We start from the raw sequence: 23,799 nt of genomic DNA, 5'->3' as shown, positions 1-23,799 counted from the left end.
AGGGGGGCCTTCCCTGGACTTCTCGCATCGTGGACCTCGTTTTGAGATGCCTCTTTGTCATGGATTGTCACGTTCTGTCGCCCCCCAGTGTCTTCGGGAAAGTCGCGTTCCGCTCGTTCTTCCGCCCCAGGCCCCGCTTGTCTCGGTATCGGTCCGTGTTGGCCGGATCCCGGCTCGACTATCTGACAGGGTGTCAGGTAATCAGGAGTTCAGGTAGGTCAGCACCGCGAGTACCCGGCGGTGATCCCCGTCACTCGGAGACAGGCCCAGCTTCAGGAAGATGTTGCTGACGTGCTTCTCCACCGCGCCGTCGCTCACCACCAGCTGTTTCGCCACCGCCGAGTTCGTCCGGCCCTCGGCCATCAGCCCCAGGACCTCCCGCTCCCGCGGGGTCAGGTTCGCGAGCACGTCCTGCTTACGGCTCCGGCCGAGCAGCTGCTGCACGACCTCCGGGTCCAGCGCGGTACCGCCCCGGGCCACCCGGACCACGGCGTCCACGAACTCGCGTACCTCCGCGACCCGGTCCTTCAGCAGATAGCCCACACCCCGGCTGGAACCGGCGAGCAGTTCGGTGGCGTACTGCTCCTCGACGTACTGCGAAAGGACCAGTACCCCGAGCCCGGGGTACTCCTTGCGCAGCCGCACCGCGGCCCGTACGCCCTCGTCGGTGTGCGTCGGAGGCATCCGTACGTCCGCCACCACCACGTCGGGCAGCGCGTCCTCCCCGGCGAGACCGGCCACGGTCTTCACCAGGGCTTCGCCGTCGCCCACACCGGCGACGACCTCGTGCCCCCGGTCGGTCAGCAGCCGGGTGAGGCCCTCACGGAGCAGCACTGAATCCTCGGCGATGACCACACGCACCCTGTCCGCCACGTCTTCCACGACCCTGAAGCCCCCATGTTCCGATGTTCTTCCGCGATCTCTCCCAGCATCGCAGTAAGAGGGACGCGCCGTGGTGGCCTTGGGTTCAGGGGTGTGTCAGGTGGGGCGGTTGTTACGTCAGGGCGTGTCGGGCGGGCGCCCGTCGCATGGCCGGCTCAGGTGGGCGGTCGTCGCACCGGGATGTCTCAGGCCCGCCACGGGAGCTCGGCGGTGATCGTCGTCGGGCCGCCGGCGGGGGAGTCCACCGCCAGGATCCCGTCGACCGCGCCGAGCCGCTCCGTCAGACCGGCGAGACCACTGCCCGCCGTCGCGTCCGCGCCGCCCCGGCCGTCGTCCCTGACCTGCAGCATCATCCGGTTTCCGACCCGCCACACATCCACCCAGGCGCGCCGGGCGCCGGAGTGCTTGGACACGTTCTGGAGCAGCTCGGACACGGTGAAGTAGGCGATGCCCTCGATCGCGGGCACCGGCCGGGCCGGGAGATCGACCTCCACGGACACCGGGACCGTGCAGCGGGACGCGACCGCCGACAGCGCGGCGTCCAGGCCCCGGTCGGTCAGCACAGCCGGGTGGATGCCCCGGGCCAGGTCCCGCAGCTCCTGCAGCGCGGTCTTCACCTCGCCGTGCGCCTCGTCGACCATCCGCGCCGCTGCCTTCGGGTCCTCGGCCAGCTTCTCCTTCGCCAGACCCAGATCCATGGCGAGCGCGACGAGCCGGGCCTGGGCGCCGTCGTGCAGATCGCGCTCGATGCGGCGCAGATCGGCGGCGGCGTGGTCCACGACCACGCCCCGGTCCGTCTCCAGCTCCGTGACCCTGGTCGCGAGCCGCGACGGGCCGAGCAGCCCGGAGACCATCAGCCGGTCGACGGCCGCCAGCGAACGGATGATCCACGGTCCGGCGAGTACGAAGAGAAGGCCGATCGCGCTGGTGGCGGCGATCTCGAAGGGGGAGTCCAGGTAGAACGCGTGCGTCCGGTCGCCGTACAGCTGGATGCCGTCCTGGCCGGCGTACATCGGGAAGACCCACTGCCACAGCGGGTAGGTGAAGAGAGCCCAGCCGTACATCCAGAAGGCCACCGAGACCGTGAAGGCGAAGATCGCCCACGGCATGTGGAGGATCGCGTACAGCAGGTGCCGCCAGGACGCTCCGCTCTTCAGCGTCGCCCCCATCCACGACATCGCCCCGCCCGTCCGGCCCCGCGCCGGCTCGGGCGCCGCCACGTCCAGGCCGAGCAGACCGCGCGCCCTGGCCCGCTCCACCGCGCCGAAGCCGCGGCACATCGCGAGCGCAACGGCCAGGACGGGGATCCCGAGGAAGGTGATCAGGAGGCCCGCGCCCGCCGAGACCAGGGCGATGGAGAGGGAGAAGTAGGCGACGCTCAGCGGCAGCCCGAGCACCAGATAGCCGAACTCGCGCCAGGTGCGGCCCTCGAACGGCGCGCGGATCGCGGCGGGGAGGCGGTGGGAGGCCATCGCTGGTGTCCGTTTCTGCTGGAGGAGGTCGATGTCTTCAAGAGTTCCGGTTCGACGCGCCCCGGACCATGAGGGAGGTGGGCCTCTGCGGCCGGGGGTTTTCCCTACCTGAGGGCCGGAGGAGACCGGTGTCCGGCCGGGGCTTGCCGGAGGAGCCCGGCCGGTCGGGGCTTGCCGGAGGAGCCCGGCCGGTCGGGGCTTGCCGGGGTCTCGTGCCTGGGGACGCCCGGGGGCGACGGTGTCCGGCTAGCCGGCCGGGCGGGCGCGCCAGGGGAGCTCGGCCGTGACCGTCGTCGGACCGCCCTCCGGCGAGTCGAGGACGAAGAGCCCGTCGACCGCGCCCAGACGCTCCGCGAGCCCCGCCATCCCCGTACCGCCGTCCAGCCGTGCCCCGCCGCGTCCGTCGTCCCGAACCTGGAGCAGCAGCCGGTCCTCCCGGCGCCACACCTCCACGGAGGCGGAACGTGCCTGCGCGTGCTTGGACACGTTCTGGAGCAGCTCGGACACCGTGAAGTAGGCGATGCCCTCGATGGCCTCGGCCGGCCGCTCGGTCAGATCGACGCTCACCTTCACCGGGACGGTGCACCGGGCGGCGATCGAGGAGAGGGCGGCGTTCAGGCCGCGGTCGGTGAGGACAGCCGGGTGGATGCCCCGGGCCAGGTCGCGCAGCTCCTGGAGCGCCAGCTTCACCTCGCCGTGCGCCTCGTCGACCATGGAGGCGGCCGCCACCGGGTCCTCCAGAAGCTTCTCCTTCGCCAGGCCGAGACCCATGGCGAGCGCGACGAGCCGGGCCTGGGCGCCGTCGTGCAGATCGCGCTCGATGCGGCGCAGATCGGCGGCGGCGGTGTCCACGACCACGCCCCGGTCGCTCTCCAGCTCGGCGATCCGCCGCTCCAGCTCGTCGGAGGGCGAGAGCAGACCGCGGACCATGGCCCGGTCCGCGTTGGCGAGCCCCCGGGCGAGGAAGGGCAGCACGGGCCAGAGCACGATCAGCGAGACGAGAGTGACGGTGAAGGTCACGATGCCCCAGGGCAGCCGGATGAAGCCGTACAGCAGCGTCCGCCAGGCCACCGGGTCCTTCAGCGCCGTCCACAGCCAGGGGAAGAAGCCGTGCCGGCGGGGCAGCGGGCTGGGCTCCTCCACCCGCACGCCGAGCAGCGCCCGGGCCCTCGCCCGCTCCGCCCGGCCCAGGCCGCGCGCACCGGCGAGACCGAGGGCCAGCAGGGGCAGACCGATCACCGTGACGGCCAGCCCGACACCGATGGCGACCGACACCACCGCGTACACGAAGCCGACCAGCGCGATCGGCAGATTGGCCAGCAGGAAGGAGACCTCCTTCCAGGTGTGCCGGCCGTAGCCGATGCGGGCGGGCGGCAGCCGGTCGCTGTCAGGGGTATCGGTGTCGACGCTCATGGGCCCAAGCCTGCCGGTCCGCATGCCGCGCACGCCATGGGGTACGTGGGTGAAGGGAAGTAGGGATATCCCCACCCGCTCAGTCCGTGACACGACCGCTTACGGCCTCTTTAACAGGGCCTAGACTCCCGTGCGTACAGATCGTCGAAACGGGCAGGGAGCGAGGGGTGGACGTGCCGGATCCGACCGTACGGGCGGGACTCGGACTCGCGGCGGACTACTTCCAGTCGTACTCCGTCGTCGGGCTGCTCGCCGTCGTCGGCGTGCTCTTCGTCGCCGTCGCGTTCGGCGCGGGCCGTCTGCTGCGGCCCGTCGTGCCGACGCCGGAGAAGCTGCTGACGTACGAGTGCGGTGTCGACCCGGTGGGGGAGGGCTGGGCGCACACCCAGGTCCGCTACTACGTGTACGCCTTCCTCTACGTGATCTTCGCCGTCGACTCGATCTTCCTCTTCCCGTGGGCGACCGTGTTCGCCGCGCCGGGATACGGCGCGACGACGCTGGTCGAGATGTTCATCTTCCTCGGCTTCCTGGCCGTGGGACTGCTCTACGCGTACAAGAAGGGCGTCCTGACATGGACGTGACCCCGCTCCCCACCCCGAAGCTGGGCCCTCTGGCCCGGCTGGCCCCCGAGCCGATGAAGGTGGTCCTGAACTGGGGCCGCCGCTACAGCCTCTGGGTCTTCAACTTCGGCCTCGCCTGCTGCGCGATCGAGTTCATCGCCGCGTCGATGGCCCGCCACGACTTCATCCGGCTCGGCGTGATCCCCTTCGCGCCCGGGCCGCGCCAGGCCGACCTGATGATCGTCTCCGGCACGGTGACGGACAAGATGGCGCCGGCGGTGAAGCGGCTGTACGAGCAGATGCCCGAGCCCAAGTACGTCATCTCCTTCGGCGCCTGCTCGAACTGCGGCGGGCCCTACTGGGACTCGTACTCGGTGACGAAGGGCGTCGACCAGATCATCCCCGTCGACGTGTACGTCCCCGGCTGCCCACCGCGTCCGGAGGCGCTGCTCCAGGGGATCCTGAAGCTCCAGGAGAAGATCGCGCGGGAGTCCCTGGCGGCGCGGTACTCGGGTCCGTCGGTGGGCCAGCTGACCAGCGGACTCGTCACCCCGCCGAAGCCGGGCGGTGATGACGAGTGAACGCGAACGCATACGACTCCCTCCCGGAGGCCGTGACCGAGGTCTTCGGCGAGGAGGCGACGGCGGAGCGGGCGTACGAGCTGCTTACGGTGGACGTTCCCGTCGGCTCGTGGATCGCCGCGCTCGAGATCGCGCGGGACAAGCTGGGCTGCACGTACTTCGACTGGCTGAGCGCGGTCGACGAGCCGGGCGTGGGCTTCCGCGTCTGCGCGCACGTGGTGGCGCTGGAAGGCGGTGCGGTACGCCGCCTGCTGGTCCGCACGACGGTCCCGCACGCGGCCGCGAGTCTGCCGACGGCCGTCGACATCTACGCGGGCGCGGCGTGGCACGAGCGCGAGACGCACGAGATGTTCGGCGTCGACTTCACGGGCCACCCGCACCTCGTTCCGCTGCTCCTCCCCGAGAACTTCGAGGGCCACCCGCTGCGGAAGGACTTCGTGCTGGCGGCGCGGGTCGTGAAGGCGTGGCCGGGCGCGAAGGAACCGGGCGAGTCCGAACACGGCGGCCCGAAGCGCCGCCAGATGCTTCCCCCGGGCGTCCCGGACCCCAACGACTGGGGCCCCATGAAGGGCCAGCTGCCCCCTGCCCCGGCCCGGCCCGGCCGCGCGGCGGCCGGCGATCGCCCACCCCGCCGCACCCGTACGGCAGCGGACGGCTCGGCGACCCAGCCGCCGGAAACCGCCACCCCGCCCGCAGGCCCAGGCACGTCCGAGGCCCCCGCCCGTCCCCCGCGCCGCAGCCGCACGACGGCGGACGGCTCGGCGAGCCAGGCGGCCGAGCCGGCGGAGCCGAGCACAGAGCCGGGTCGCCCGCCGCGCCGCAGCCGTACGGCGGCGGACGGCTCGGCGAGCCAGGCGGCCGAGCCGGTCACGCCGAGCGAGCCCGCGCCGCAGGCGCCCGGCCCCGCGGAGCCCGGCAGCCCGGCGAGCCAGGCGCCGGAGGCCGAGCCCGGCACGGCCGCGCCCGCCGCCGGCCCGCGCCGGAGTCGCTCCGCGAGCGAGGGCTCGGCGAGCCGACGCTCGGAGGGCGCGCCCTCCGAGGCCGAGCCCCCGGCCCAGAAGTCGCCCCGCACGCGGAGCTCGGACGCCCCGTGGCACCACGCCCGCCCGGCGTTCGACGACGAGCCCGGAAAGCCGCCACGGCCCGCCGAGGAGCCGACACCGGCCCCGGATGCCGAGCCCACGTCCGAGGCGGCCCCCGCCTCGGAGCCGGCACCGGCCCCGGAGGCGGCACCGGCCCTGGAGGCCGAGCCCACACCCGAGGGGGTTCCTGCCCCGGAGGCGGCACCGGCCCCGGATGCCGAGCCCACGTCCGAGGCGGTTCCTGCCCCGGACCGGGCACAGGCGCCTGAGGCGGCACCCGCCTCCGAGCCTGCCGAGGGCCCGGCGCCGACCCCCGAGGCGGCACCGGCCCCGGATGCCGAGCCCACGTCCGAGGCGGCCCCCGCCTCGGAGCCGGCACCCGCCCCCGAGGCGGAGCCGCGCCGATCCGGTGGTGTCACCGGGCCGTCCGGCGCGACGGGTGCGACCGGAGCATCCGGCGCCACCGGTGCCACAGACACATCCGGTGCCACAGACGAGACCGACCCCACCGACCCCATCACCCCCGCCGGAGGCGAACCCGCGTGAACGACGCACTCGACGTCGCCCTCCGGCTGCTCGTCGTCTTCGCCGTGTTCCTCGTGCTGCCCCTCGTCATCGGGCAGACCGAGCACAAGGTCATGGCCCACATGCAGGGCCGCCTCGGGCCCATGTACGCCGGTGGATTCCACGGGTGGGCACAGCTCGTCGCCGACGGGGTCAAGTTCGCGCAGAAGGAGGACGTCGTCCCGGCCAACGCCGACCGCCGGATCTTCCAGCTCGCGCCCGCCGTCGCCCTCCTCCCGTACCTCCTCGTCCTCGTCGCCATCCCCATCGGCCCCAGCGAAGGAGCCGTCGGTCAGGTCGTCGACGCCGGCATCTTCTTCGTGCTCGCCGTCATGGGCGTCGGCGTCCTCGGCAGCCTCATGGCCGGCTGGGCGTCGGCCAACAAGTTCTCCCTGCTCGGCGGCCTCCGCACCGCCGCCCAGCTGCTCGCCTACGAGCTCCCGATGCTGCTCACCGCCGCCTCCGTGGCGATGGCCGCCGGCACCGTCTCCCTCCCCGGCATCCTCAACGCCTTCGAGTGGTGGTGGCTGCCCTGGCAGATCGTCGGCGCGACCGTCTTCTTCGTCGCCGGCCTCGCCGAGCTCCAGCGCCCGCCGTTCGACATGCCCATCGCCGACTCCGAGATCATCTTCGGCGCGTACACCGAGTACACCGGCCTCCGCTTCGCGCTCTTCCTGCTCGCCGAGTACGCCGGCATCGTCGTCCTCTGCGGGCTCACCACCGTCCTCTTCCTCGGCGGCTGGCACGGCCCCTTCGGCGCCGACGGCCTCGGCTGGGTCTGGACCCTGCTCAAGACCGCGATCCTCGCCTTCGTCGTCATCTGGCTCCGCGTCAGCTACCCCCGCCTCCGCGAGGACCAGCTCCAGAAGCTCGCCTGGACGACCCTCGTCCCGCTCGCCCTCGCGCAGATCGCGCTCACCGGCATCGTGAAGGTGGCGATCAACTGATGTCCCCGATCCCCGGTTCCGGCCTGGCCAAGGGCCTCGCCGTCACGCTCCGCACGATGACGAAGAAGACCGTCACCGCGCAGTACCCCGACAAGCAGCCCGAACTCCCGCCCCGTACCCGCGGCGTCATCGGGCTCTTCGAGGAGAACTGCACCGTCTGCATGCTCTGCGCCCGCGAGTGCCCCGACTGGTGCATCTACATCGACTCCCACAAGGAGACGGTGCCCGCCGCCACCCCCGGCGGCCGCGAGCGCAGCCGCAACGTGCTCGACCGCTTCGCCATCGACTTCGCCCTCTGCATGTACTGCGGTATCTGCATCGAGGTCTGCCCCTTCGACGCGTTGTTCTGGTCGCCCGAGTTCGAGTACGCGGAGACGGACATCCACGAACTCACCCATGAGCGCGACAAGCTCCGCGAGTGGATGTGGACGGTCCCCGAACCGCCCGCGCTCGACCCCCGCGCCGAGGAGCCCAAGGAGATCGCCGCGGCCCGCAAGGCCGTGGAGAAGGCCGCCGCGGCAGCGGCCGCCCAGGCCGCCCAGGCCGAGGAGGAGGAGCAGTGACCCTCGCCGCCACCGGCCTCGCCGCCGCCACCCCCGGCTTCCTCTCGCCCTCCGGCGTCGAGATCGCCTTCCTCCTCGTCGGCCTCGTCACCTTCGGCGCGGCCGTCGTCACCGTCACCACCCGCCAGCTCGTCCACGCCGCGCTCTGGCTGGTCGTGACGCTCGGCGGCCTCGCCGTCGAGTACCTGCTCCTCACCGCCGAGTTCATCGCCTGGGTCCAGGTGCTGATCTACGTCGGTTCCGTCGTCGTTCTCCTTCTCTTCGGCCTCATGCTCACCAAGGCCCCCATCGGCCGCTCCCCGGACGCCGACTCGGGCAACCGCCCCGTCGCCCTCGCGGTCGCGCTCGCCGCTGCCGCCGCGCTCGTCTGGGTTGTCGTCGACGCGTTCCGTACGACCTGGATCGACCTGGACGGACCGGCCCAGGGATCCACCAAGGTGTCCGGCGAGATCCTCTTCCGGCACTGGGTGCTGCCCTTCGAGGCCCTCTCCGTCCTGCTCCTCGCCGCGCTGGTCGGCGCGATCGTCCTGTCCCGCAAGAACGCCAAGGAGGCCCGGGACTGATGCATCTCGCCTACCCCGCCGTCCTCGCCGCTCTGCTCTTCTGCGTCGGCCTCTACGGCGTCCTCGCCCGCCGCAACGCGATCCTGGTGCTGATGTCCGTCGAGCTGATGCTCAACGCCGTCAACCTCAACCTGGTCGCGTTCGACATCTGGCTCCGCGACGCCCTCCACGCCGGTCAGGCGCTCACCCTCTTCACCATCGCCATCGCCGCCGCCGAGATCGGCATCGGTCTCGCGATCGTCCTGATGGTCTACCGCAACCGCGGCAGCTCGGACGTCGACCGGCTGCGCGACACGGCGGAGGCTCCCTCCGACGACGAGAAGGCCGAGGCCACCGCGTGACCACCACGACCCTCGCCTGGCTCGTCCCCCTCCTTCCCTTCCTCGGCTCCGCCGCCGGCCTGCTCCTCGGCCGCACCGCGCCCGGCTTCGTCCGGCCCCTCGCCGTGCTGCCTCCGCTGGCCGCCGCGATCCTGGCCGTCATGGTCGCCGTCCGGCAGGGCGGCGGGAAGACGATCGAGGCCTCCACCCAGCTCACCCCCACCGGGTCGGTCCCCATCGACCTGGCGCTGTACATCGACGGCTTCGCCGCCCTCGTCGCCGTGCTCGTCGGCGTCGTCGCCACCTGCGTGCAGATCTACTCGACCGGGTATCTCCGGGACGACCCCCGCTACCCCTCGTACGCCGCGCTCGTCTCCCTCTTCACCTCCGCGATGCTGCTGGTCGTCTACTCCGGCGACCTGATGGTGCTCCTGGTCGGCTGGGAGATCATGGGCATCTGCTCGTACTTCCTCGTCGGCCACTACTGGGAGACCCCCGAGGCGCGGGCGGCCTCGCTCAAGGCCTTCCTGGTCACCAAGCTGGGCGACGTCCCCTTCCTGATCGGCCTCTTCGCGCTCGCCACGGACGCGGGCACCTTCCGTATCGACGGGATCCTCGGCGCCGTCGCGGCCGGCGGGCTCGACCACCCCACTCTCATCGCGCTGCTGCTGCTCGCCGGTGTGGCGGGCAAGTCGGCGCAGTTCCCGCTGCACACCTGGCTCCCCGACGCCATGGCAGGCCCCACCCCCGTCTCCGCGCTCATCCACGCGGCGACGATGGTCGCCGCCGGTATCTACTTCGTGGCCCGACTGCTGCCCGTCTTCGCCGAGTCCGCGGCCGCGCTGACCGTGCTCGCCGTCATGGCCGCGGTGACGATGGTCGGCTCGGCGCTCGCCGCGCTCGCCCAGGACGACATCAAGCGGGTCCTCGCCTACTCGACCATCGGCCAGCTCGGCTACATGGCGGGCGCCCTGGCCGTCGGCGACCGCGGGGCCGCCGTCTTCCACCTCATCTCGCACGGCGCCTTCAAGGCCCTCCTCTTCCTCGCCGCCGGCGCGATCATCCACGCCGCCGGTACGAACTCGCTCTCGGCCATGTCCCGGATGAGCGGCCTGACCAAGCGGATCCCCGACGCGTACTGGACGATGACCGTCGCCCTCCTCGCACTCGCGGCCCTGCCGCCGTTCGCCGGCTTCTTCTCCAAGGAAGCCGTCCTCGTGGCCGCCGAGCACACCGCCCTCGGGGACCGCACCGTCGCCCCCGCGGGGGCCGGCTGGACCGTCCTCGTCGCGGGCCTGATCACCGCCCTCCTCACCGCCGCGTACGCGAGCCGCCTGTGGCTGCTCGCCTTCCGGGGCCGGGGCGCCGAGGCCCCCGACCACGGCCGTCAGCCGCTCGCCATGACCACCGTGCTCTGGGTGCTCGCGATCCCCTCCCTCGGCTTCGGTCTGTCCGTCACGTACCTCGACGACTGGTTCGACGGTCACGCCCTCACCCCGACCGTCACCACCGCGGTCCTCGGCACGGGCATCGCCCTCGTCGGCGCCGTCGTCACCTACGCGGTCTGGCGCACCCTCGCCACCAAGGCCCGCGCCGGCAAGGGCCCGGTCGGCGAGCCGGTCGCGGCGCACGTCGCCCACCCCGACGCCGAGGCGGGCCAGGTCGAGGCCGAGGCCCTGCACCTGCCGCACCCGGCCGAGGACCCGACCGACCCCGGCCGTGTCCTTCTCGGCCCGCTGCACCGCCACGCGGCCACCGGCTTCCACCTGGACGCCCTCTACACCGCCGCGTTCGTCCGCCCCGTCCTGGCCGCGGCCTCCCTGGTCCGCTTCCTGGACCGCGAGGTCGTCGACACCTACGTGAGCGGCGCGGGCACCGGCACCAAGTGGCTCGGATGGCTCGTCCGCCGCGCCCAGACCGGCAACGTGCAGACCTATCTGAGCGCCCTGCTCGCCGGCTCCGTCGTCCTGGCGATCGCCGCCGTACTCGTCGCCGCCGGAGCGTGAGACGTGATCGATATCAGCGAATCCGTGATGCAGTTCCTTCTTGCGTTGATCGTCGCCGGCCCGCTCGTCGGTGCCGCCGCCGCTCTTCTCCCGGCCCCGCCCGGGCTGAAGGGGAAGTCCCCCGACCAGGCCGTGCTCCGCCACGGCGTGGTCGTCACGGGCGTCGTCCTGATCGCCGCGATCGTCCTCGCGCTCGGCTTCGACCACGACCAGCCGTCGAGGATGCAGGCGAGCACGGACATCAGGTGGATCCCCGCACTCGACGTGCGGCTCCACCTCGGTGTCGACGGCATTTCCCTCCCCCTCCTGGTCATGACCGCGCTGCTGACCTTCCTCTGCGCGCTCTACAACTACTTCAAGCCGCCCAGCGGCCCTTCCGCCAAGGGCTTCGTGGCGCTGCTCCTCGTCCTCGAGTCCGGCACGCTCGCCACCTTCGCCGTCCTCGACCTGATCCTGTTCTTCCTGGCCTTCGAGATGGTCCTCATCCCGATGTACTTCCTCATCGCCCGCTGGGGCGGCGAGGGCAGGCAGGCGGCCGCCTGGAAGTTCATCCTCTTCACGCTGCTCGGTTCGGTCGTCATGCTGCTCGGCCTGCTCCTCATCGGCGTGAAGGCGGGCACGTTCGACATGGTGGCACTGGCCTCCGACAACGGCCGAGGACTGACCACATCCGTGCAGGTCATCGCCGTTCTCGCGATCGGGATCGGGCTCGCGGTGAAGACCCCGATGTGGCCGCTGCACAGCTGGCTCCCGGACGCCCACACGGCCGCCCCGACCGTCGGCTCGGTCCTCCTCGCCGGCGTCCTGCTCAAGATGGGTACGTACGGGTTCGTCCGGATCGTCCTGCCGATCGCCCCGGACGGCATGAGGGTCTTCGCCCCCTACCTCGCCGCCTTCGCCGTCGCCGGCATCATCTACGGATCGCTCGCCTGCCTCGCCCTCGCGAAGCCCGGCAACAAGGGCGACCTCAAGCGCCTGATCGCGTACTCGTCCGTGGGCCACATGGGCTTCGTGCTCCTCGGCATCGCGACCATGACCCCCACCGGAGTCAACGGCGCGCTCTTCGCCAACATCGCCCACGGCCTCATCACCGGCCTGCTCTTCTTCCTGGTCGGCGCGCTCAAGGACCGGTACGGCACCGCCGACCTCGACACCCTCGCGGGCGCCACCGGGGCCGCGCTCTACGGCCGCGCCCCCCGCCTGGGCGGGCTGCTGGCCTTCTCCGCCGTCGCCTCCCTCGGACTGCCCGGCCTCGCCGGCTTCTGGGGCGAGATGCTGGCACTGTTCGGCGCCTTCGAACCGGCCGCGGGCCTCAGCCGCCCCGCCTTCCTCACCTTCATGGCGATCGGCGCCTTCGGCACCCTGCTCACCGCCGCGTACCTGCTCGTCGTCGTCCGCCGGGTCTGCATGGGCGGCCCCCGCCCGAGCGGGGAGACGGTGATCGCCGACGTCCAGGGGTACGAGTTCGCCGCCTGGACCCCGCTCGTCGCCCTCACCGTCCTCGCCGGCCTGTGGCCCGCGGTCCTCCTCGGCCTCACCGATCCGGCCGTCCAGAAGCTCCTCGCGGGAGGGAACTCGTGACGACCACGAACCTCGTCCAGTCCGTCGACTGGCTCGCGATCGCGCCACCGACCCTCACGGCCGTGGTCGCCCTGGCCGTACTCGTCGCCGACCTCTTCGTCCCCGCGCGACACAAGCAGCTCCTCGGCTGGACCGCGATCGCCGGGCTCGTCGCCTCGATCGCCCTGCTGATCCCGCTGCGCGCCGGTGACCGCTCGACCTTCTGCCTCACCACCGATCCGGCCGCGACCGCAGCGTGCAGCTACACCGCGGACAAGTTCACCCTCGTCATCCAGTTCCTGGTACTCGGCGGAGCCCTGCTCACCGCCCTGCTGTCGCTCTCCGACACCCGCGACAGGCTTCCCGCCGGTGAGTACTGGTTCCTGCTGCTCTCCTCGGCCGCCGGCGCGGCGCTGCTGCCCGCCTCCCGCGACCTCGCGACCCTCGTCGTCGCCCTCGAAGTGGCCTCGCTGCCCGCCTTCGCCCTCGTCGGCCTGCGCCGGGGCGACCGGCAGTCCAGCGAGGCCGCGCTGAAGTTCTTCCTCTCCTCCGTCACCGCGACCGCCGTGACCCTGCTGGGCGTCAGCTTCGTGTACGGCGCGACCGGCACCCTCCACCTCACCGAGCTCGCCCAGCGTCTCGACGACGTCCCCGGTCAGCTGGAGACCCTCGCCCAGGCGGGCGTCGCGCTCACCCTGGTCGGCTTCGCCTTCAAGACGGCCGCCGTCCCCTTCCACTTCTGGGTCCCCGACACCTATGTCGGCGCCCCGCTGCCCGTCGCCGGCTACCTCTCCGTGGTCGGCAAGGCCGTCGGTTTCACCGGCCTCATCCTCGTCACGGTCGTCGCGTTCCCCTCCTACGCCGACGTCTGGGGCCCGGCGCTCGCGGTCCTCGCCGCGCTCACCATGACCATCGGCAACGTGGCCGCGCTACGGCAGGTCTCCACGCGCGCGTGGAGCGCGGTCCGGCTGCTCGCCTGGTCCTCGGTCGCCCAGGCCGGCTACCTCCTGGTGCCGATCGCCGCCGCCGCGTACTCCAGCGACGACCAGATCGGCGCCACCGTCGCGTACGCCCTGATGTACGCCGTCGTGAACCTCGGCGCCTTCGCGGTGGTCGTCCTGGTCTCCCGTACGCACCCCGAGAACCGGATCTCCGACTACCGCGGCCTCTACGCCGACCGTCCTGTGATCGCCCTCACCCTGGGCTTCTTCCTGCTCAACCTGGCCGGCCTGCCGCCCGGTATCATCGGCCTCTTCGCCAAGGTCACCGTCTTCTCGGCGGCGGTCGACGCGGGCCTCGGCTGGCTGGCCGTGATCATGGGCGTCAACGTCGTGATCGGCCTCTACTACTACCTGCGGTGGACGGCGCTGCTGTTCCGCCCGCCGACGGCAGAGAAAGCCCACGCGCGCGTGCCCGCCCCGATCACCCTGGCGATCGCGGTCGCCGCCGTCGTCGGCGTCGTGCTGTCGGGCTACCCGCAGTTCGCGCTGCGCTTCGCGGCCACCACGCTCTTCTGAGCCCCGCGCGCCCCACACCCCCCACAGAGAAAAGCATCAAGGAGCTTCACCCGTGCTGAACGGTTTCAAGGACTTCATCATTCGCGGGAACGTCGTCTCGATGGCCATCGGTCTGGCCGTCGGATCGGCCTTCACCGCCGTCGTGACCGGCTTCAGCAAGGCGTTCATCACCCCGCTGATCGGACTGGCCACCGGCTCCGTCGGCGACTTCAGCGAGGCCCAGTTCACCGTCGGCAAGACGATCTTCCCGTACGGTCTGGCGATCGCCGCCGCCATAGCCTTCGTGATCACCGCCGCGGTGCTCTACTTCATGATCGTCGTCCCCATGGCGAAGGTCCAGGAGAGGTTCGCCAGGGAAGAGGCGGACATCAAGTCGGAGAAGCGCGACTGCCCCCGCTGCTTCACCGAGATCCCGGCCGTCGCCACCCGCTGCGCGCACTGCACCAGCGAGGTCGAGCCCGTCGCCACCGCACTGGTGAAGGCGGGCCTCCCGGCCCCGCGCTGATCACCCGTACGGCCCACAGAGCCCCCGGTGGGGGCAGGGGAACCCGTGCATCCCGCCTGGCGTTGACCAGTACGGGAGGGTCCACTGGACATGGCGGTCCCCCCCGGACGAAGTCTGGGAGGACCACCACACAGCAAAGGGTTCCCCTGCCGCACCACTTGGAGGGCGTACCGTGCACCGCCGGCACAACGGGCTGAGGACCGCCGTACTCCTCGGAGGGCTCTCGGCCCTCATCATCCTCATCGGCAGCTTCTTCGGGCGTACGGGGCTGATCGTCGCGCTGGTCGTGGCGCTCGGCACCAACGCGTACGCCTACTGGAACAGCGACAAGCTGGCCCTGCGCGCCATGCGGGCCCGGCCGGTGAGCGAGTTCGAGGCGCCCGCGCTCTACCGGATGGTGCGTGAGCTCTCCACCCAGGCCCGCCAGCCGATGCCCCGGCTCTACATCTCGCCGACCCAGGCACCGAACGCCTTCGCCACCGGCCGCAACCCCCGCAACGCAGCCGTGTGCTGCACCGAGGGCATCCTGCAGATCCTCGACGAGCGCGAACTGCGCGGAGTCATCGGCCACGAGCTGAGCCATGTCTACAACCGGGACATCCTGATCTCCTCCGTCGCCGGAGCGCTCGCATCCGTGATCCTGTTCCTGGTCAACTTCGCCTGGCTGATCCCGATCGGCCGCTCCAGCGACGACGACGGCCCCGGGCTGCTCGGCATGCTGCTGATCATGATCCTCGGCCCGGTCGCCGCCTCGGTCATCCAGCTCGCCATCAGCCGCTCGCGGGAGTACGAGGCGGACGCCTCCGGCGCCCAGCTCACCGGCGATCCGCTGGCCCTCGCGAGCGCCCTGCGCAAGCTCGACGCGGGGACGAAGCAGCTGCCGCTGCCGCCCGAGCCCAAGATCGAGACCGCGAGCCACATGATGATTGCCAACCCGTTCGGAGCGGGCAGGGGTCTATCGAAGATGTTCTCGACGCACCCGCCGATGGCGGAGCGCATCGCCCGACTCGAACAGATGGCAGGTCGTCGCCCGTGAAGACAATCCTGAACGTCATTTGGCTGATCCTGTGCGGCTTCTGGATGTTCCTCGGCTACATGCTGGCCGGCATCCTGCTCTGCATCACGATCATCGGAATCCCCTTCGGTCTCGCCGCCTTCCGCATCGGTGTCTACGCCCTCTGGCCCTTCGGCTACACGGTCGTGGACCGGCGGGACGCGGGCGCGCCGTCCTGCGTCGGCAACGTGCTGTGGCTGATCCTCGCGGGCTGGTGGCTCGCGCTCGGCCACATCACCACCGGCATCGTCCTGTGCATCACGATCATCGGCATCCCGCTCGGCATCGCGAACTTCAAGCTGATCCCGGTGTCGCTGCTGCCGCTGGGCAAGGAGATCGTCCGCACGGACGAGCCGTACCCGTACACGTACACGACCCACTAGGGGTGCTCGCGTCGCCCCCGACCGACCGCGTACGCGACGGTGCCCACCGCGAGGACCCCGAGCCCGGCGAGCACGGAGGCCGGCGGCAGCGCGAACGCGAGCGCCCCGCACCCCGCCAGGCCCAGCGCGGCGAGCGGCCGGTGCGAGCGGCCCAGCGTCCACGCGGAGGCGTTGGCGATGCCGTAGTAGACGAGCACGCCGAAGGACGAGAAACCGATCGCGCCCCGTACGTCCGTCGTGGCAGCCACCACGGCCACCACCGCGCCCACCGCGAGCTCCGCCCGGTGCGGCACCTGGAAGCGGGGGTGCACGGCGGCGAGCCCGGCCGGCAGACGACCGTCCCGGGCCATCGCCAGGGTCGTGCGGGACACCCCGAGGATCAGCGAGAGCAGTGAGCCCAGCGCGGCGACCGCAGCACCGACCATGACGACGGGTACAAGCCATCCGGCGTCGGCCGCCCGGGCCGCGTCCACGAGCGGGGCGGCGGAAGCCGCCAGCGCCTGCGGCCCGAGGACGGCCAGGACGCACACCGCCACCGCCGCGTAGACGGCGAGCGTGATTCCGAGCGCCAGGGGGACCGCCCGGGGGATCGTCCGGGCCGGATCGCGTACCTCCTCGCCGAGCGTGGCGATCCGCGCGTACCCCGCGAACGCGAAGAACAACAGCCCCGCCGCCTGGAGCACCCCACCGGCCGTCACGTCCTCGTCCAGGGCGAGCCGCCCGAACTCCCCGGATCCGGAGGCGAAGGACGTCACCACCACCGCCGTCAGGACGGCCAGGACCAGCGCCACGATCACCCGCGTCAGCAGGGCGGACTTCCGCATACCGCCGTAGTTCACGGCCGTCAGCGCCACCACGGCCGCGACCGCCACCGCATGGGCCTGTTCCGGCCAGACGTACGCCCCGACCGTCAGGGCCATCGCCGCGCATGAGGCCGTCTTGCCGACGACGAACGCCCAGCCGGCCAAGTACCCGAAGAACGACCCGAGGCGTTCGCGACCGTACACATAGGCGCCGCCGGAGGCCGGATACACGGCGGCCAGCCGGGCCGAGGACATCGCGTTGCAGTACGCGACGAGCGCGGCGAGCGCGAGCGCCGGCAGCAGCCCCGAACCGGCCGCCTCGGCCGCCGGTCCGAGCGCCACGAAGATCCCGGCGCCCATCATCGAGCCCAGCCCGATGACGACGGCGTCGAGGACACCGAGCGAGCGGCGCAGTTCCTGTGTCATGCACGGCACACTACGGCCCGCCGCAACCGCGCCCGCGGCCTCCGCGTCTTCCTCACCATGAACGTCATCAGCTGGATCGTCCTGGGCCTGCTCGCAGGCGTCGTCGCCAAGATCCTGCTCCCGGGCCGCGACCCGGGCGGGCTCATCGGCACGACCCTCATCGGCATAGCCGGCGCCTTCATCGGCGGCTGGATCTCGTCCACGTTCCTGGACCGCCCGATCGCCACCGGCTTCTACGACACGGCCACCTGGCTCTCGGCCATCGGCGGCTCGCTGGTGCTGCTGATCGCGTACCGGATCCTCTTCGGCCACTCCCGCTCACGCTGAGGCCTCGGCGCGCTCAGAGCCCCGTCTCGCGGAGGGTGATGTTCAGTCGCCCCGTCAGCCCGAGAGCCGGATCGGCCGTGCCGGGAAGGACCTTGGGCACCCCGTGGTACGCGAAGCGCGACGGCCCGCCGAAGACGAAGAGATCCCCGGACGCCAACTCCACGTCGGTGTACGGCTTCCTCCGGCTCTCGGTGTTCCCGAACCGGAACACGCAACGGTCACCGAGGCTCAGCGACACCACCGGCGCACCGGACCGCTCCTCCTTGTCCTGGTGCAGCCCCATCCTGGCGTCGGCGTCGTAGAAGTTCACGAGGGCGGTGTCGGGGCGGAAGTCCTGACCGTCCCCGTACGCCTCGATCACCGCCTCGCGTCCCAACTCACCCAACCAGCCGGGCAGTTCGACATCGATCGTGTCGAGATACCGGTACGGCACCCAGCGCCGCCCCAGGCAGAGCGACCGCACGGACATCACCCCGCCGCCGGGCAGCACGGTGTGCCGGTACGGCACCGGCCCGCGCCCCCACTCCCGGCAGGCCGCCACCAACTCCCGCTGCCGTGCGAGGGACAGCCACCCGGGAACGTGCACCGCACCCGGGGCCACGACGGCCCGCTCCCGGGCGAACAGCCCGTCCATCACGCCACCAGGGCGCCTTCGAGCCCGAGCAGCCGCTCCTTGCGCTCCAGACCGGCCGCGTACCCGCGCAGACTCCCGTCGGCGCCGATCACCCGATGGCAGGGCCGGACCACCAGGAGCGGGTTGCGCCCGATCGCGGTGCCGACGGCCCGCACCCCGGCCCCCGAGGAACCCACCTGCCGGGCGATGTCCCCGTACGAGACGGTGGAGCCGTAGGGGATCTCCTCCAGGGCGCACCAGACACGCCGCTGGAAGTCCGTCCCGCTCTCCGCGAACGGGATGTCGAAGCGGTCGCGGCGGCCGGCGAAGTACTCACCGAGCTGCGCGGCGATCTCCTCGAACGCCTCGGGCGCGTGCCGCCAGCCGTCCTCGACGGCGGCGGCACCCTTCTGCCCGGGCAGCGACAGCGAGACCAGCGCGGTCCGACCGCCCTCGTCGGCGTCCCGCCCGACGAGCAGCATCTCGCCCAAGGGCCCCTCGACGTACGCGTACACCGTCATGGCAGTTCCTCTCCTCGCACTCGCTCCGCGTCCAGTGTGCGAGGTCCGCCACCCCGGAGGCTGGCGGCTTTCGGACACGCAGTTCGTGACTACCGGTAGTTCACGAACTGGATCGCGAAGTCGAAGTCCTTGCCCTTGAGCAGCGCCTGCACGGCCTGCAGGTCGTCCCGGCTCTTCGAGCTGACCCGCAGCTCGTCACCCTGGACCTGCGCCTTGACGCCCTTGGGGCCCTCGTCGCGGATGGCCTTCGCGACCTTCTTGGCGTTCTCCTGGGAGATGCCCTCCTCGATCGTGGCGAAGATCTTGTACTCCTTGCCGGACAGCTGCGGCTCACCGGCGTCCAGCGACTTCAGCGAGATCCCGCGCTTGATCAGCTTGGTCTCGAAGATGTCGAGGATCGCCTTCACGCGCTCCTCGCCGTTGGCCTGCATCAGGATCTTCTCGCCCGACCAGGAGATCGAGGCGTCGGTGCCCTTGAAGTCGTAGCGCTGCGAGATCTCCTTCGCGGCCTGGTTGAGGGCGTTGTCGACCTCCTGCCGCTCGACCTTGGAGACGATGTCGAAACTGGAGTCGGCCATGACGTGTGGCTCCTTGCGTCGAAGACGTTGCGGTTGCGTTGGCGTACGAGGCAAGCCTAGTCATCCGATCAGGCCCGAACCGCTGATCAATCCGGTGGCGGAGCACCCCTGAGGATCAGGTATCGTTTACGTCGTTGCCACGGAGCACCGCCGAAAAGCGGCTCCGAGCAGCGACATCCCATGGCGGTGTGCCCGAGTGGCCAATGGGAGCGGACTGTAAATCCGTCGGCTTAGCCTACCCAGGTTCGAATCCTGGCGCCGCCACGCGATAAGAACGGCCCCTGATCTGCGGAAACGCGATCAGGGGCCGTTCTGCTGTGCAAGTGCAGCAGGGCATGACTGTCTCGCCCTGTCTCACTCGATCACGCTCTCTACCAGCGCGTGTGGACGGGCTGTGGACGGGATTCCGGCCCTGACCTGCGCTTGTGGCCGAGGGGCGCCTAGCGCGACGCCTGGGCGGTCGCGCCCCGGATGGCTCGCCGTAGCATCCGGGGCGTGACCCCCACCAGCACCTTCGTACTCTTCGACGTCGACGGGACCCTCATGGACGCCGTCGCCAACCAGCGGCGCATGTGGCACGAGTGGGCCGCCCGGTACGGACTCGACGGCGACGAGGTGTACGCCGTGGCCCTGCGGACGCGGCCCGTCGAGACCTTCGCGGCCGTCGCCTCGGGGCACGACCCGGACGAGTGCCTCGCCCTGCTGCACGCGCTGGAGGACGAGGACGTCCGTACGGGCTCGTACGCGGCCTTCGACGGAGCCGCCGAGCTGCTCGGGGGAATTCCGGCGGACCGGTGGGCGATCGTCACGTCGAACTACGAGCACCGGGTGCGGGGGCGGTTCGAGCGGACCGGACTGCCGCTGCCGGGGCTGATCGTGGACGCGGCCTCGGTGACCGAGGGGAAGCCGTCCCCCGTCCCGTACCTCCTCGCGGCCGAGAAGCTGGGCGCGGACCCGGCGGAGTGCCTGGTCATCGAGGACGCGCCCTCCGGGGTCCGCTCGGGGCTCGCCGCCGGGATGACGGTCTGGTCGGTGAACGGCCCTGATCAAGTGGCGGGCTCCCACCGGCACTTCACCGCCCTCGCCGAGGCGGCTCCGCACATCCTGGCGACGCTGGCGTAGCCCTGCGCCCGCGCACTGTGAGGCGGGTCACAGGGAACGTTCCGGCGCTTCGGCTCCTCCTTCGGGTGTCGGCTCTCGGCGCCGGCCTCGACTCGGAGGGGGACCCATGGCGGTCATCGACATCCAGCGGCCTCGTACGGCCACCGGCGCGCGGGCCGTCCCGGCGCTGCTCGCCGTCCTCGCGCTGGTGCACGTCTACTGGGCCACCGGCCTGACGTGGCCGGCCCACGACGAGCGGGCGCTCTCGCTCGCGATCCTCGGCGATGTTGTCTCCTTCGGGCCGCCCGTCGTGCTGCCGCTCGCCGCGCTGGAGGGCCTCGCCGCCCTGGCCGTGTTCGCCCGGGTGGGTGGTCGGGGCGGCAGGGCGGCGCAGTGGGTGACGGCCGCCGTGGCCGCCGGGATGCTGCTGCGCGCGGCGGTCGGGGTGGTGTGGATCGTGGTCGGGCGCGACGGGTCCGGTTCGGCGTTCCCGTGGCTGAACGCCTTCCTGTACACGCCCCTGTGCCTGGTCTTCGGATGGGCGGCCCTGCGTGCCGCCCGCTGATCACGCCGGCCGGAGTGCCGGCCGGGACGGCGTCGAGCAGGGAGTCGAGCGGGGCTGCACCCGAGGCGTCGACCGGGGCTTCGAACGAGGCGTCGCGCTGGCCCGGGCCGCCCGGCGGGGGGACACGCTGGCCCTGCACGACCTGCTCGACCATCTCACCCCGTACATCTCCCGGATCTGCCGTCCGATCGCGCTGGACGACGGCCCGGACGCCACTCAGGAGGCGCTGGTCGCCGTATTCACGTCGCTGCGGTCGTTGCGGGATCCGGAGGCGCTGTACGGGTGGGTGCGGGGGATCTCCGTACGCGAGGCGGTCCGGGTCGCCAAGCGGGCGGCGCGGGCGCGGCCGGCTGAGTCGGCCGACGTACCGGAGCGGGGTGATCCGCAGCTCGCCGCCGACATCGACGACGTCCTCTCGCGGCTGTCTCCGCAGCATCGCGCCGTGCTCGTGCTGCGCGATGTCGAAGGAATGGACGAGGAGTCCGCGGCGGCCGTGCTCGGCGTTCCGGCCGGCACCGCGAAGTCGCGGCTGCACCGGGCCCGGCAGAGTTTCCGAAAGGCGTGGAACGGATGACACAGACCAACGTGGGTCGGCTACGCGTCATGGGGGCCGCGATCCGGGGGGCTCATGTCGTCGAGGGGGTGCTGCCCTCGTCGTTGGACGAGGTGTGGGGCGTGATGGGGGATCTCGAAGGTGGCTTCGGGGACTTCCAGCCGGACATGCGGTCCGTGCGGGTCCTCCGTGTCGACGGCGACCGCGTCGAGGCCCTGGCCCGCAGCCGGTACGGCCTGCGCGCCCACTTCCACGGCGTCCTGCGCCCCGGCTGGGGCTGGCTGCAGAGCCGGTTCCTGGTCGTCGGGATGGCGGCCGACGCGATGGACGACGGCCGGACGAGGGTGGCGCTCACCGGAGGCGTACGCGTACCGGGGAGGCCCGCCCTCGTACCGATCGGGGCGCGCGGGGAGCTCGAACAGGCCATGAGGCGGCTCGGCGAGCGCGTGCCCTAGGGCGAAGCCGGGGCGCCCGCACGGTGCTGGTTTAGCCGGGCGGAGATCTTGGCGTTGGCCGCGTCGTCACCGCCCTTGAGGAACTTCGCGTACACCCGGAAGAGGACGCCGGTGGAGTGGCCGGCCCGCTGGGCGACGAGCTGCGGCTCGACCCCGGAACTGAGCCAGGTTGAGACGGCCGCGTGACGAAGGTCATAAGGCCGCTTGGCGAGCTTGGTCTCCCGCTCGGAGGGGGTCAGAACGTCCTCGCGGGCGCCCGCCCAGACCTCCCCGTATCCGCTCTCCTGGACCATGCCGCCGCGGGCCGTCCGGAACAGCCGGCCGTCGGCGTGGGTGCCGTGCGCGGTTACGTGCCACCGGAGCATCGCGACCAGCTCGGGCGGGATCGGTACGTGCCGGACCGCCTTCCGGGTCCGGTGCTTCAGCCCGCGTCGGTCGTGGGCCTCGCCCGTGTCCGTCCAGGAGCTCCCGGAGCGCGCCCGGCTCTCCCGGAGTCGCATGAGTCCCCAGCCGCGCCGGGGCAGGTCGCAGTCCTGGAGCCGGAGCCCAACAAGCTCCCCGGGGCGGGCGGCCGAATAGTAGATGCACCCGAAGAACGCCTCCAGGTGGCGGCCGCGGGCGCCCTGCTTCCGCACGGCCGCCAGGAGCGAGGCGACTCGCTCGGGGTCCGGCACGGCCTCGGGGTCCACCTCCTCCTCGACTTTCTCCGGGGCCTTCCACTTGATCGCAGAGAGCGGGTTCTCAGGCAGTAACTCCGCGTCCACGGCGAGACCGAGGGCCTGGTGGAAGATCGCTCGCTTCCGGGCGATGACGGCGCCGGAGGACGTCTTGCCGTCCAGTCGGCGGGCACAGGCGTCCAGGGCTCGGCGTACCAGCAACCGGTCAGCCAGGTTGGATGTCGGGACCGACTTCCGCTCGACCCAGGCGAGCAGCGCGGCCACGTCCTCCGGTGTCTCCTCCTTCCACCGGTTCACGTTGAAGCCCCAGGTGTAGAGCGCACGGCGCACGGCTTTGTGGTCCGCCATTCCCTTCGTGTCCTTCACCAGAGCCAGGGTCACGGTGGCCATGGCTTCAGCGAGGTTCCGGCGTGTGGAGGCGGGGGAGTGGTCCCACTTCATCTCCAGGTAGTTCCTCGCGTGCTGGTACCAGGAGATGTCCTTGGCCTTCTGGGCCATGGACTTCGGCAGGCCGGTGTCGATGTCCCACGGCTCACCCTCGCGGCTCGCGGTGATGAACTGTGCGCGCCGGCTCTCGGCGAGCCCGAGCGTCAGGAAGGACTCGCAGTGCGGCTTCGTGCCGACCCGCCAACGGAGCTGGTACGGCTTGCGGTACGGCCGCTTGCGGATGCTCCAGATCCGTACGGTGTAGCTCCAGTCGGTCACGCGGTCTCCAGTTCGTTCAGGAAGGCGTCGAGCACGCTGCGTCGGATGTGCAGACGGCCGTTGGGGAGGCGCTTCATCGCCGGGGCGTAGCCGCGGTTGCGCCAGCGGTAGTAGGTGGCGCGGGTAATGCCGATCTCGTCGAGGGCGTCGCTGAGGGGCACAAGGACGTCGGCGGGCTGACGGCGGCGGGTGGGGCTGGCCATCGGTTCCCCTCCTCGGGGTGAAAGTCGGAGTGGCATCGCTCGGACGGACGGGCGGGGGTGGGGCTTCTGGGCGTCCGTACCTGTCCGAAGGGCGGATCTCTGCGTCACTGCGTCACCTGCGTCTCTCGTGCGTCTGGCCTGCGGGTTTTGGTGTCGCAGAGGGCGAGGCGTGCGTCATCGGTTCGTCGCTGTGCCTGTCACCGGTGACGTAGGTGACGCGGGGTGACGCGGTCCTCGGCCTCTTGCGTCACCTATGGAGCCGCAGCTCAGGGGCCGTCCGGCGTGTGCCGGTGACGTGGG

27 protein-coding genes and 1 tRNA gene are annotated in these 23,799 nt (G+C 71.5%); 19 read left to right on the top strand and 9 right to left on the bottom strand.

Features of this window, described 5'->3' with window-relative positions; translation table 11 throughout:
* Positions 1-201: 201 nt before the first annotated feature.
* From ACZ561_RS17415 to ACZ561_RS17405, 3 genes are all read right to left on the bottom strand, one after another.
* Entirely contained in the window at positions 202-861 is a 660-nt protein-coding gene (locus ACZ561_RS17415) for a response regulator transcription factor (RefSeq protein ID WP_329125454.1), read from the bottom strand.
* Positions 862-1,067: 206 nt separating this feature from the next.
* Positions 1,068-2,354 (bottom strand): sensor histidine kinase, encoded by a 1,287-nt coding sequence (locus tag ACZ561_RS17410; RefSeq protein ID WP_470995438.1) that lies wholly within the window; start codon positions 2,352-2,354, stop codon positions 1,068-1,070.
* 246 nt (positions 2,355-2,600) lie between these two features.
* On the bottom strand, positions 2,601-3,767 hold the full coding sequence (locus tag ACZ561_RS17405; protein ID WP_470995435.1) for a sensor histidine kinase: 1,167 nt from the start codon (positions 3,765-3,767) through the stop codon (positions 2,601-2,603).
* Between the two features lie 173 nt (positions 3,768-3,940).
* Between ACZ561_RS17405 and ACZ561_RS17400 the strand changes: the two genes are divergently transcribed.
* The 13 genes from ACZ561_RS17400 to ACZ561_RS17340 all read left to right on the top strand — a co-directional run bounded on the left by ACZ561_RS17400 (position 3,941) and on the right by ACZ561_RS17340 (position 15,972).
* A complete protein-coding gene (locus ACZ561_RS17400; RefSeq protein WP_329125452.1) occupies positions 3,941-4,348 on the top strand; it encodes an NADH-quinone oxidoreductase subunit A in 408 nt (135 codons plus the stop codon).
* Entirely contained in the window at positions 4,339-4,908 is a 570-nt protein-coding gene (locus ACZ561_RS17395; protein ID WP_376433567.1) for an NADH-quinone oxidoreductase subunit B, read from the top strand. Before ACZ561_RS17400 ends, ACZ561_RS17395 begins: the two co-directional genes overlap by 10 nt.
* Positions 4,905-6,536, top strand: a complete 1,632-nt coding sequence (locus ACZ561_RS17390) for an NADH-quinone oxidoreductase subunit C (protein ID WP_470995432.1) — start codon at positions 4,905-4,907, stop codon at positions 6,534-6,536. The genes ACZ561_RS17395 and ACZ561_RS17390 overlap by 4 nt, the downstream gene beginning before the upstream one ends.
* Positions 6,533-7,501, top strand: a complete 969-nt coding sequence (locus ACZ561_RS17385; protein ID WP_470995429.1) for a complex I subunit 1/NuoH family protein — start codon at positions 6,533-6,535, stop codon at positions 7,499-7,501. The genes ACZ561_RS17390 and ACZ561_RS17385 overlap by 4 nt, the downstream gene beginning before the upstream one ends.
* On the top strand, positions 7,501-8,064 hold the full coding sequence (locus ACZ561_RS17380) for a NuoI/complex I 23 kDa subunit family protein (RefSeq protein WP_470995426.1): 564 nt from the start codon (positions 7,501-7,503) through the stop codon (positions 8,062-8,064). The genes ACZ561_RS17385 and ACZ561_RS17380 overlap by 1 nt, the downstream gene beginning before the upstream one ends.
* The gene (locus ACZ561_RS17375; protein WP_470995424.1) at positions 8,061-8,627 is read left to right on the top strand and encodes an NADH-quinone oxidoreductase subunit J family protein; all 567 of its coding nucleotides are present in this window, start codon (positions 8,061-8,063) and stop codon (positions 8,625-8,627) included. Before ACZ561_RS17380 ends, ACZ561_RS17375 begins: the two co-directional genes overlap by 4 nt.
* The gene (gene nuoK / locus ACZ561_RS17370; protein WP_470995421.1) at positions 8,627-8,968 is read left to right on the top strand and encodes an NADH-quinone oxidoreductase subunit NuoK; all 342 of its coding nucleotides are present in this window, start codon (positions 8,627-8,629) and stop codon (positions 8,966-8,968) included. Before ACZ561_RS17375 ends, nuoK begins: the two co-directional genes overlap by 1 nt.
* A complete protein-coding gene (locus tag ACZ561_RS17365) occupies positions 8,965-10,953 on the top strand; it encodes an NADH-quinone oxidoreductase subunit 5 family protein (RefSeq protein WP_470995419.1) in 1,989 nt (662 codons plus the stop codon). The genes nuoK and ACZ561_RS17365 overlap by 4 nt, the downstream gene beginning before the upstream one ends.
* Before the next feature lie 27 nt (positions 10,954-10,980).
* A complete protein-coding gene (locus ACZ561_RS17360) occupies positions 10,981-12,534 on the top strand; it encodes a complex I subunit 4 family protein (protein WP_470995902.1) in 1,554 nt (517 codons plus the stop codon).
* A complete protein-coding gene (locus ACZ561_RS17355; RefSeq protein ID WP_470995416.1) occupies positions 12,531-14,030 on the top strand; it encodes an NADH-quinone oxidoreductase subunit N in 1,500 nt (499 codons plus the stop codon). The genes ACZ561_RS17360 and ACZ561_RS17355 overlap by 4 nt, the downstream gene beginning before the upstream one ends.
* A 52-nt stretch (positions 14,031-14,082) precedes the next feature.
* On the top strand, positions 14,083-14,535 hold the full coding sequence (gene mscL / locus ACZ561_RS17350) for a large conductance mechanosensitive channel protein MscL (RefSeq protein WP_470995413.1): 453 nt from the start codon (positions 14,083-14,085) through the stop codon (positions 14,533-14,535).
* Between the two features lie 172 nt (positions 14,536-14,707).
* Entirely contained in the window at positions 14,708-15,571 is an 864-nt protein-coding gene (gene htpX, locus ACZ561_RS17345) for a zinc metalloprotease HtpX (protein ID WP_470995410.1), read from the top strand.
* On the top strand, positions 15,568-15,972 hold the full coding sequence (locus ACZ561_RS17340; protein ID WP_470995407.1) for a YccF domain-containing protein: 405 nt from the start codon (positions 15,568-15,570) through the stop codon (positions 15,970-15,972). The genes htpX and ACZ561_RS17340 overlap by 4 nt, the downstream gene beginning before the upstream one ends.
* Here ACZ561_RS17340 and ACZ561_RS17335 read toward each other — a convergent pair.
* Positions 15,969-17,201: an APC family permease gene (locus ACZ561_RS17335; RefSeq protein ID WP_470995404.1), complete on the bottom strand. Its 1,233-nt coding sequence runs from the start codon at positions 17,199-17,201 to the stop codon at positions 15,969-15,971. The genes ACZ561_RS17340 and ACZ561_RS17335 overlap by 4 nt on opposite strands.
* Before the next feature lie 57 nt (positions 17,202-17,258).
* Here ACZ561_RS17335 and ACZ561_RS17330 point away from each other — a divergent pair, with 57 nt between their 5' ends.
* Positions 17,259-17,528 (top strand): GlsB/YeaQ/YmgE family stress response membrane protein, encoded by a 270-nt coding sequence (locus ACZ561_RS17330; RefSeq protein WP_384523917.1) that lies wholly within the window; start codon positions 17,259-17,261, stop codon positions 17,526-17,528.
* A gap of 13 nt (positions 17,529-17,541) precedes the next feature.
* On the opposite strand, the gene ACZ561_RS17325 is transcribed toward ACZ561_RS17330, so the two are convergent.
* From ACZ561_RS17325 to ACZ561_RS17315, 3 genes are all read right to left on the bottom strand, one after another.
* Positions 17,542-18,162 carry an alpha-ketoglutarate-dependent dioxygenase AlkB family protein gene (locus ACZ561_RS17325; protein ID WP_470995401.1) on the bottom strand — a complete coding sequence of 207 codons (621 nt, stop codon included), beginning with the start codon at positions 18,160-18,162 and terminating at the stop codon, positions 17,542-17,544.
* Positions 18,162-18,662, bottom strand: coding sequence for a methylated-DNA--[protein]-cysteine S-methyltransferase (locus tag ACZ561_RS17320; protein WP_470995398.1), 501 nt, complete (start codon positions 18,660-18,662; stop codon positions 18,162-18,164). The genes ACZ561_RS17325 and ACZ561_RS17320 overlap by 1 nt, the downstream gene beginning before the upstream one ends.
* Positions 18,663-18,751: 89 nt before the next feature.
* Positions 18,752-19,240, bottom strand: coding sequence for a YajQ family cyclic di-GMP-binding protein (locus tag ACZ561_RS17315; protein ID WP_147980723.1), 489 nt, complete (start codon positions 19,238-19,240; stop codon positions 18,752-18,754).
* Between the two features lie 182 nt (positions 19,241-19,422).
* On the opposite strand from ACZ561_RS17315, the gene ACZ561_RS17310 reads away from it, so the two are divergent.
* From ACZ561_RS17310 to ACZ561_RS17290, 5 genes are all read left to right on the top strand, one after another.
* Positions 19,423-19,504: transfer RNA gene (locus ACZ561_RS17310), tRNA-Tyr, on the top strand.
* 231 nt (positions 19,505-19,735) lie between these two features.
* Entirely contained in the window at positions 19,736-20,362 is a 627-nt protein-coding gene (locus ACZ561_RS17305) for an HAD family hydrolase (RefSeq protein WP_470995394.1), read from the top strand.
* A 106-nt stretch (positions 20,363-20,468) separates the two neighbouring features.
* Positions 20,469-20,906, top strand: a complete 438-nt coding sequence (locus ACZ561_RS17300; protein ID WP_470995391.1) for a DUF3995 domain-containing protein — start codon at positions 20,469-20,471, stop codon at positions 20,904-20,906.
* On the top strand, positions 20,893-21,480 hold the full coding sequence (locus ACZ561_RS17295) for an RNA polymerase sigma factor (RefSeq protein WP_470995388.1): 588 nt from the start codon (positions 20,893-20,895) through the stop codon (positions 21,478-21,480). Before ACZ561_RS17300 ends, ACZ561_RS17295 begins: the two co-directional genes overlap by 14 nt.
* On the top strand, positions 21,477-21,914 hold the full coding sequence (locus ACZ561_RS17290; RefSeq protein WP_470995385.1) for a hypothetical protein: 438 nt from the start codon (positions 21,477-21,479) through the stop codon (positions 21,912-21,914). The genes ACZ561_RS17295 and ACZ561_RS17290 overlap by 4 nt, the downstream gene beginning before the upstream one ends.
* On the opposite strand, the gene ACZ561_RS17285 is transcribed toward ACZ561_RS17290, so the two are convergent.
* Together ACZ561_RS17285 and ACZ561_RS17280 are read right to left on the bottom strand one after the other, a co-directional pair.
* Positions 21,911-23,296, bottom strand: a complete 1,386-nt coding sequence (locus tag ACZ561_RS17285; protein ID WP_470995382.1) for a tyrosine-type recombinase/integrase — start codon at positions 23,294-23,296, stop codon at positions 21,911-21,913. The genes ACZ561_RS17290 and ACZ561_RS17285 overlap by 4 nt on opposite strands.
* On the bottom strand, positions 23,293-23,499 hold the full coding sequence (locus ACZ561_RS17280) for a helix-turn-helix transcriptional regulator (RefSeq protein ID WP_470995379.1): 207 nt from the start codon (positions 23,497-23,499) through the stop codon (positions 23,293-23,295). The genes ACZ561_RS17285 and ACZ561_RS17280 overlap by 4 nt, the downstream gene beginning before the upstream one ends.
* Between the last annotated feature and the right edge of the window lie 300 nt (positions 23,500-23,799).

This window comes from Streptomyces sp. NPDC039609 (assembly GCF_055596705.1).
This window is presented reverse-complemented; position numbering and strand designations above follow the sequence as displayed.

What these genes read in the sequence shown, in the direction of transcription:
- ACZ561_RS17315 (WP_147980723.1), bottom strand. Translation starts at nt 19,240, where the DNA reads ATGGCCGACTCCAGTTTCGACATCGTCTCCAAGGTCGAGCGGCAGGAG.
- ACZ561_RS17290 (WP_470995385.1), top strand. Translation starts at nt 21,477, where the DNA reads ATGACACAGACCAACGTGGGTCGGCTACGCGTCATGGGGGCCGCGATC.
- ACZ561_RS17280 (WP_470995379.1), bottom strand. Translation starts at nt 23,499, where the DNA reads ATGGCCAGCCCCACCCGCCGCCGTCAGCCCGCCGACGTCCTTGTGCCC.
- nuoK (WP_470995421.1), top strand. Translation starts at nt 8,627, where the DNA reads ATGCATCTCGCCTACCCCGCCGTCCTCGCCGCTCTGCTCTTCTGCGTC.
- ACZ561_RS17360 (WP_470995902.1), top strand. Translation starts at nt 10,981, where the DNA reads ATGCAGTTCCTTCTTGCGTTGATCGTCGCCGGCCCGCTCGTCGGTGCC.
- ACZ561_RS17380 (WP_470995426.1), top strand. Translation starts at nt 7,501, where the DNA reads ATGTCCCCGATCCCCGGTTCCGGCCTGGCCAAGGGCCTCGCCGTCACG.
- ACZ561_RS17395 (WP_376433567.1), top strand. Translation starts at nt 4,339, where the DNA reads ATGGACGTGACCCCGCTCCCCACCCCGAAGCTGGGCCCTCTGGCCCGG.
- ACZ561_RS17330 (WP_384523917.1), top strand. Translation starts at nt 17,259, where the DNA reads ATGAACGTCATCAGCTGGATCGTCCTGGGCCTGCTCGCAGGCGTCGTC.
- ACZ561_RS17405 (WP_470995435.1), bottom strand. Translation starts at nt 3,767, where the DNA reads ATGAGCGTCGACACCGATACCCCTGACAGCGACCGGCTGCCGCCCGCC.
- ACZ561_RS17320 (WP_470995398.1), bottom strand. Translation starts at nt 18,662, where the DNA reads ATGACGGTGTACGCGTACGTCGAGGGGCCCTTGGGCGAGATGCTGCTC.
- ACZ561_RS17325 (WP_470995401.1), bottom strand. Translation starts at nt 18,162, where the DNA reads ATGGACGGGCTGTTCGCCCGGGAGCGGGCCGTCGTGGCCCCGGGTGCG.
- ACZ561_RS17300 (WP_470995391.1), top strand. Translation starts at nt 20,469, where the DNA reads ATGGCGGTCATCGACATCCAGCGGCCTCGTACGGCCACCGGCGCGCGG.
- ACZ561_RS17410 (WP_470995438.1), bottom strand. Translation starts at nt 2,354, where the DNA reads ATGGCCTCCCACCGCCTCCCCGCCGCGATCCGCGCGCCGTTCGAGGGC.
- ACZ561_RS17335 (WP_470995404.1), bottom strand. Translation starts at nt 17,201, where the DNA reads ATGACACAGGAACTGCGCCGCTCGCTCGGTGTCCTCGACGCCGTCGTC.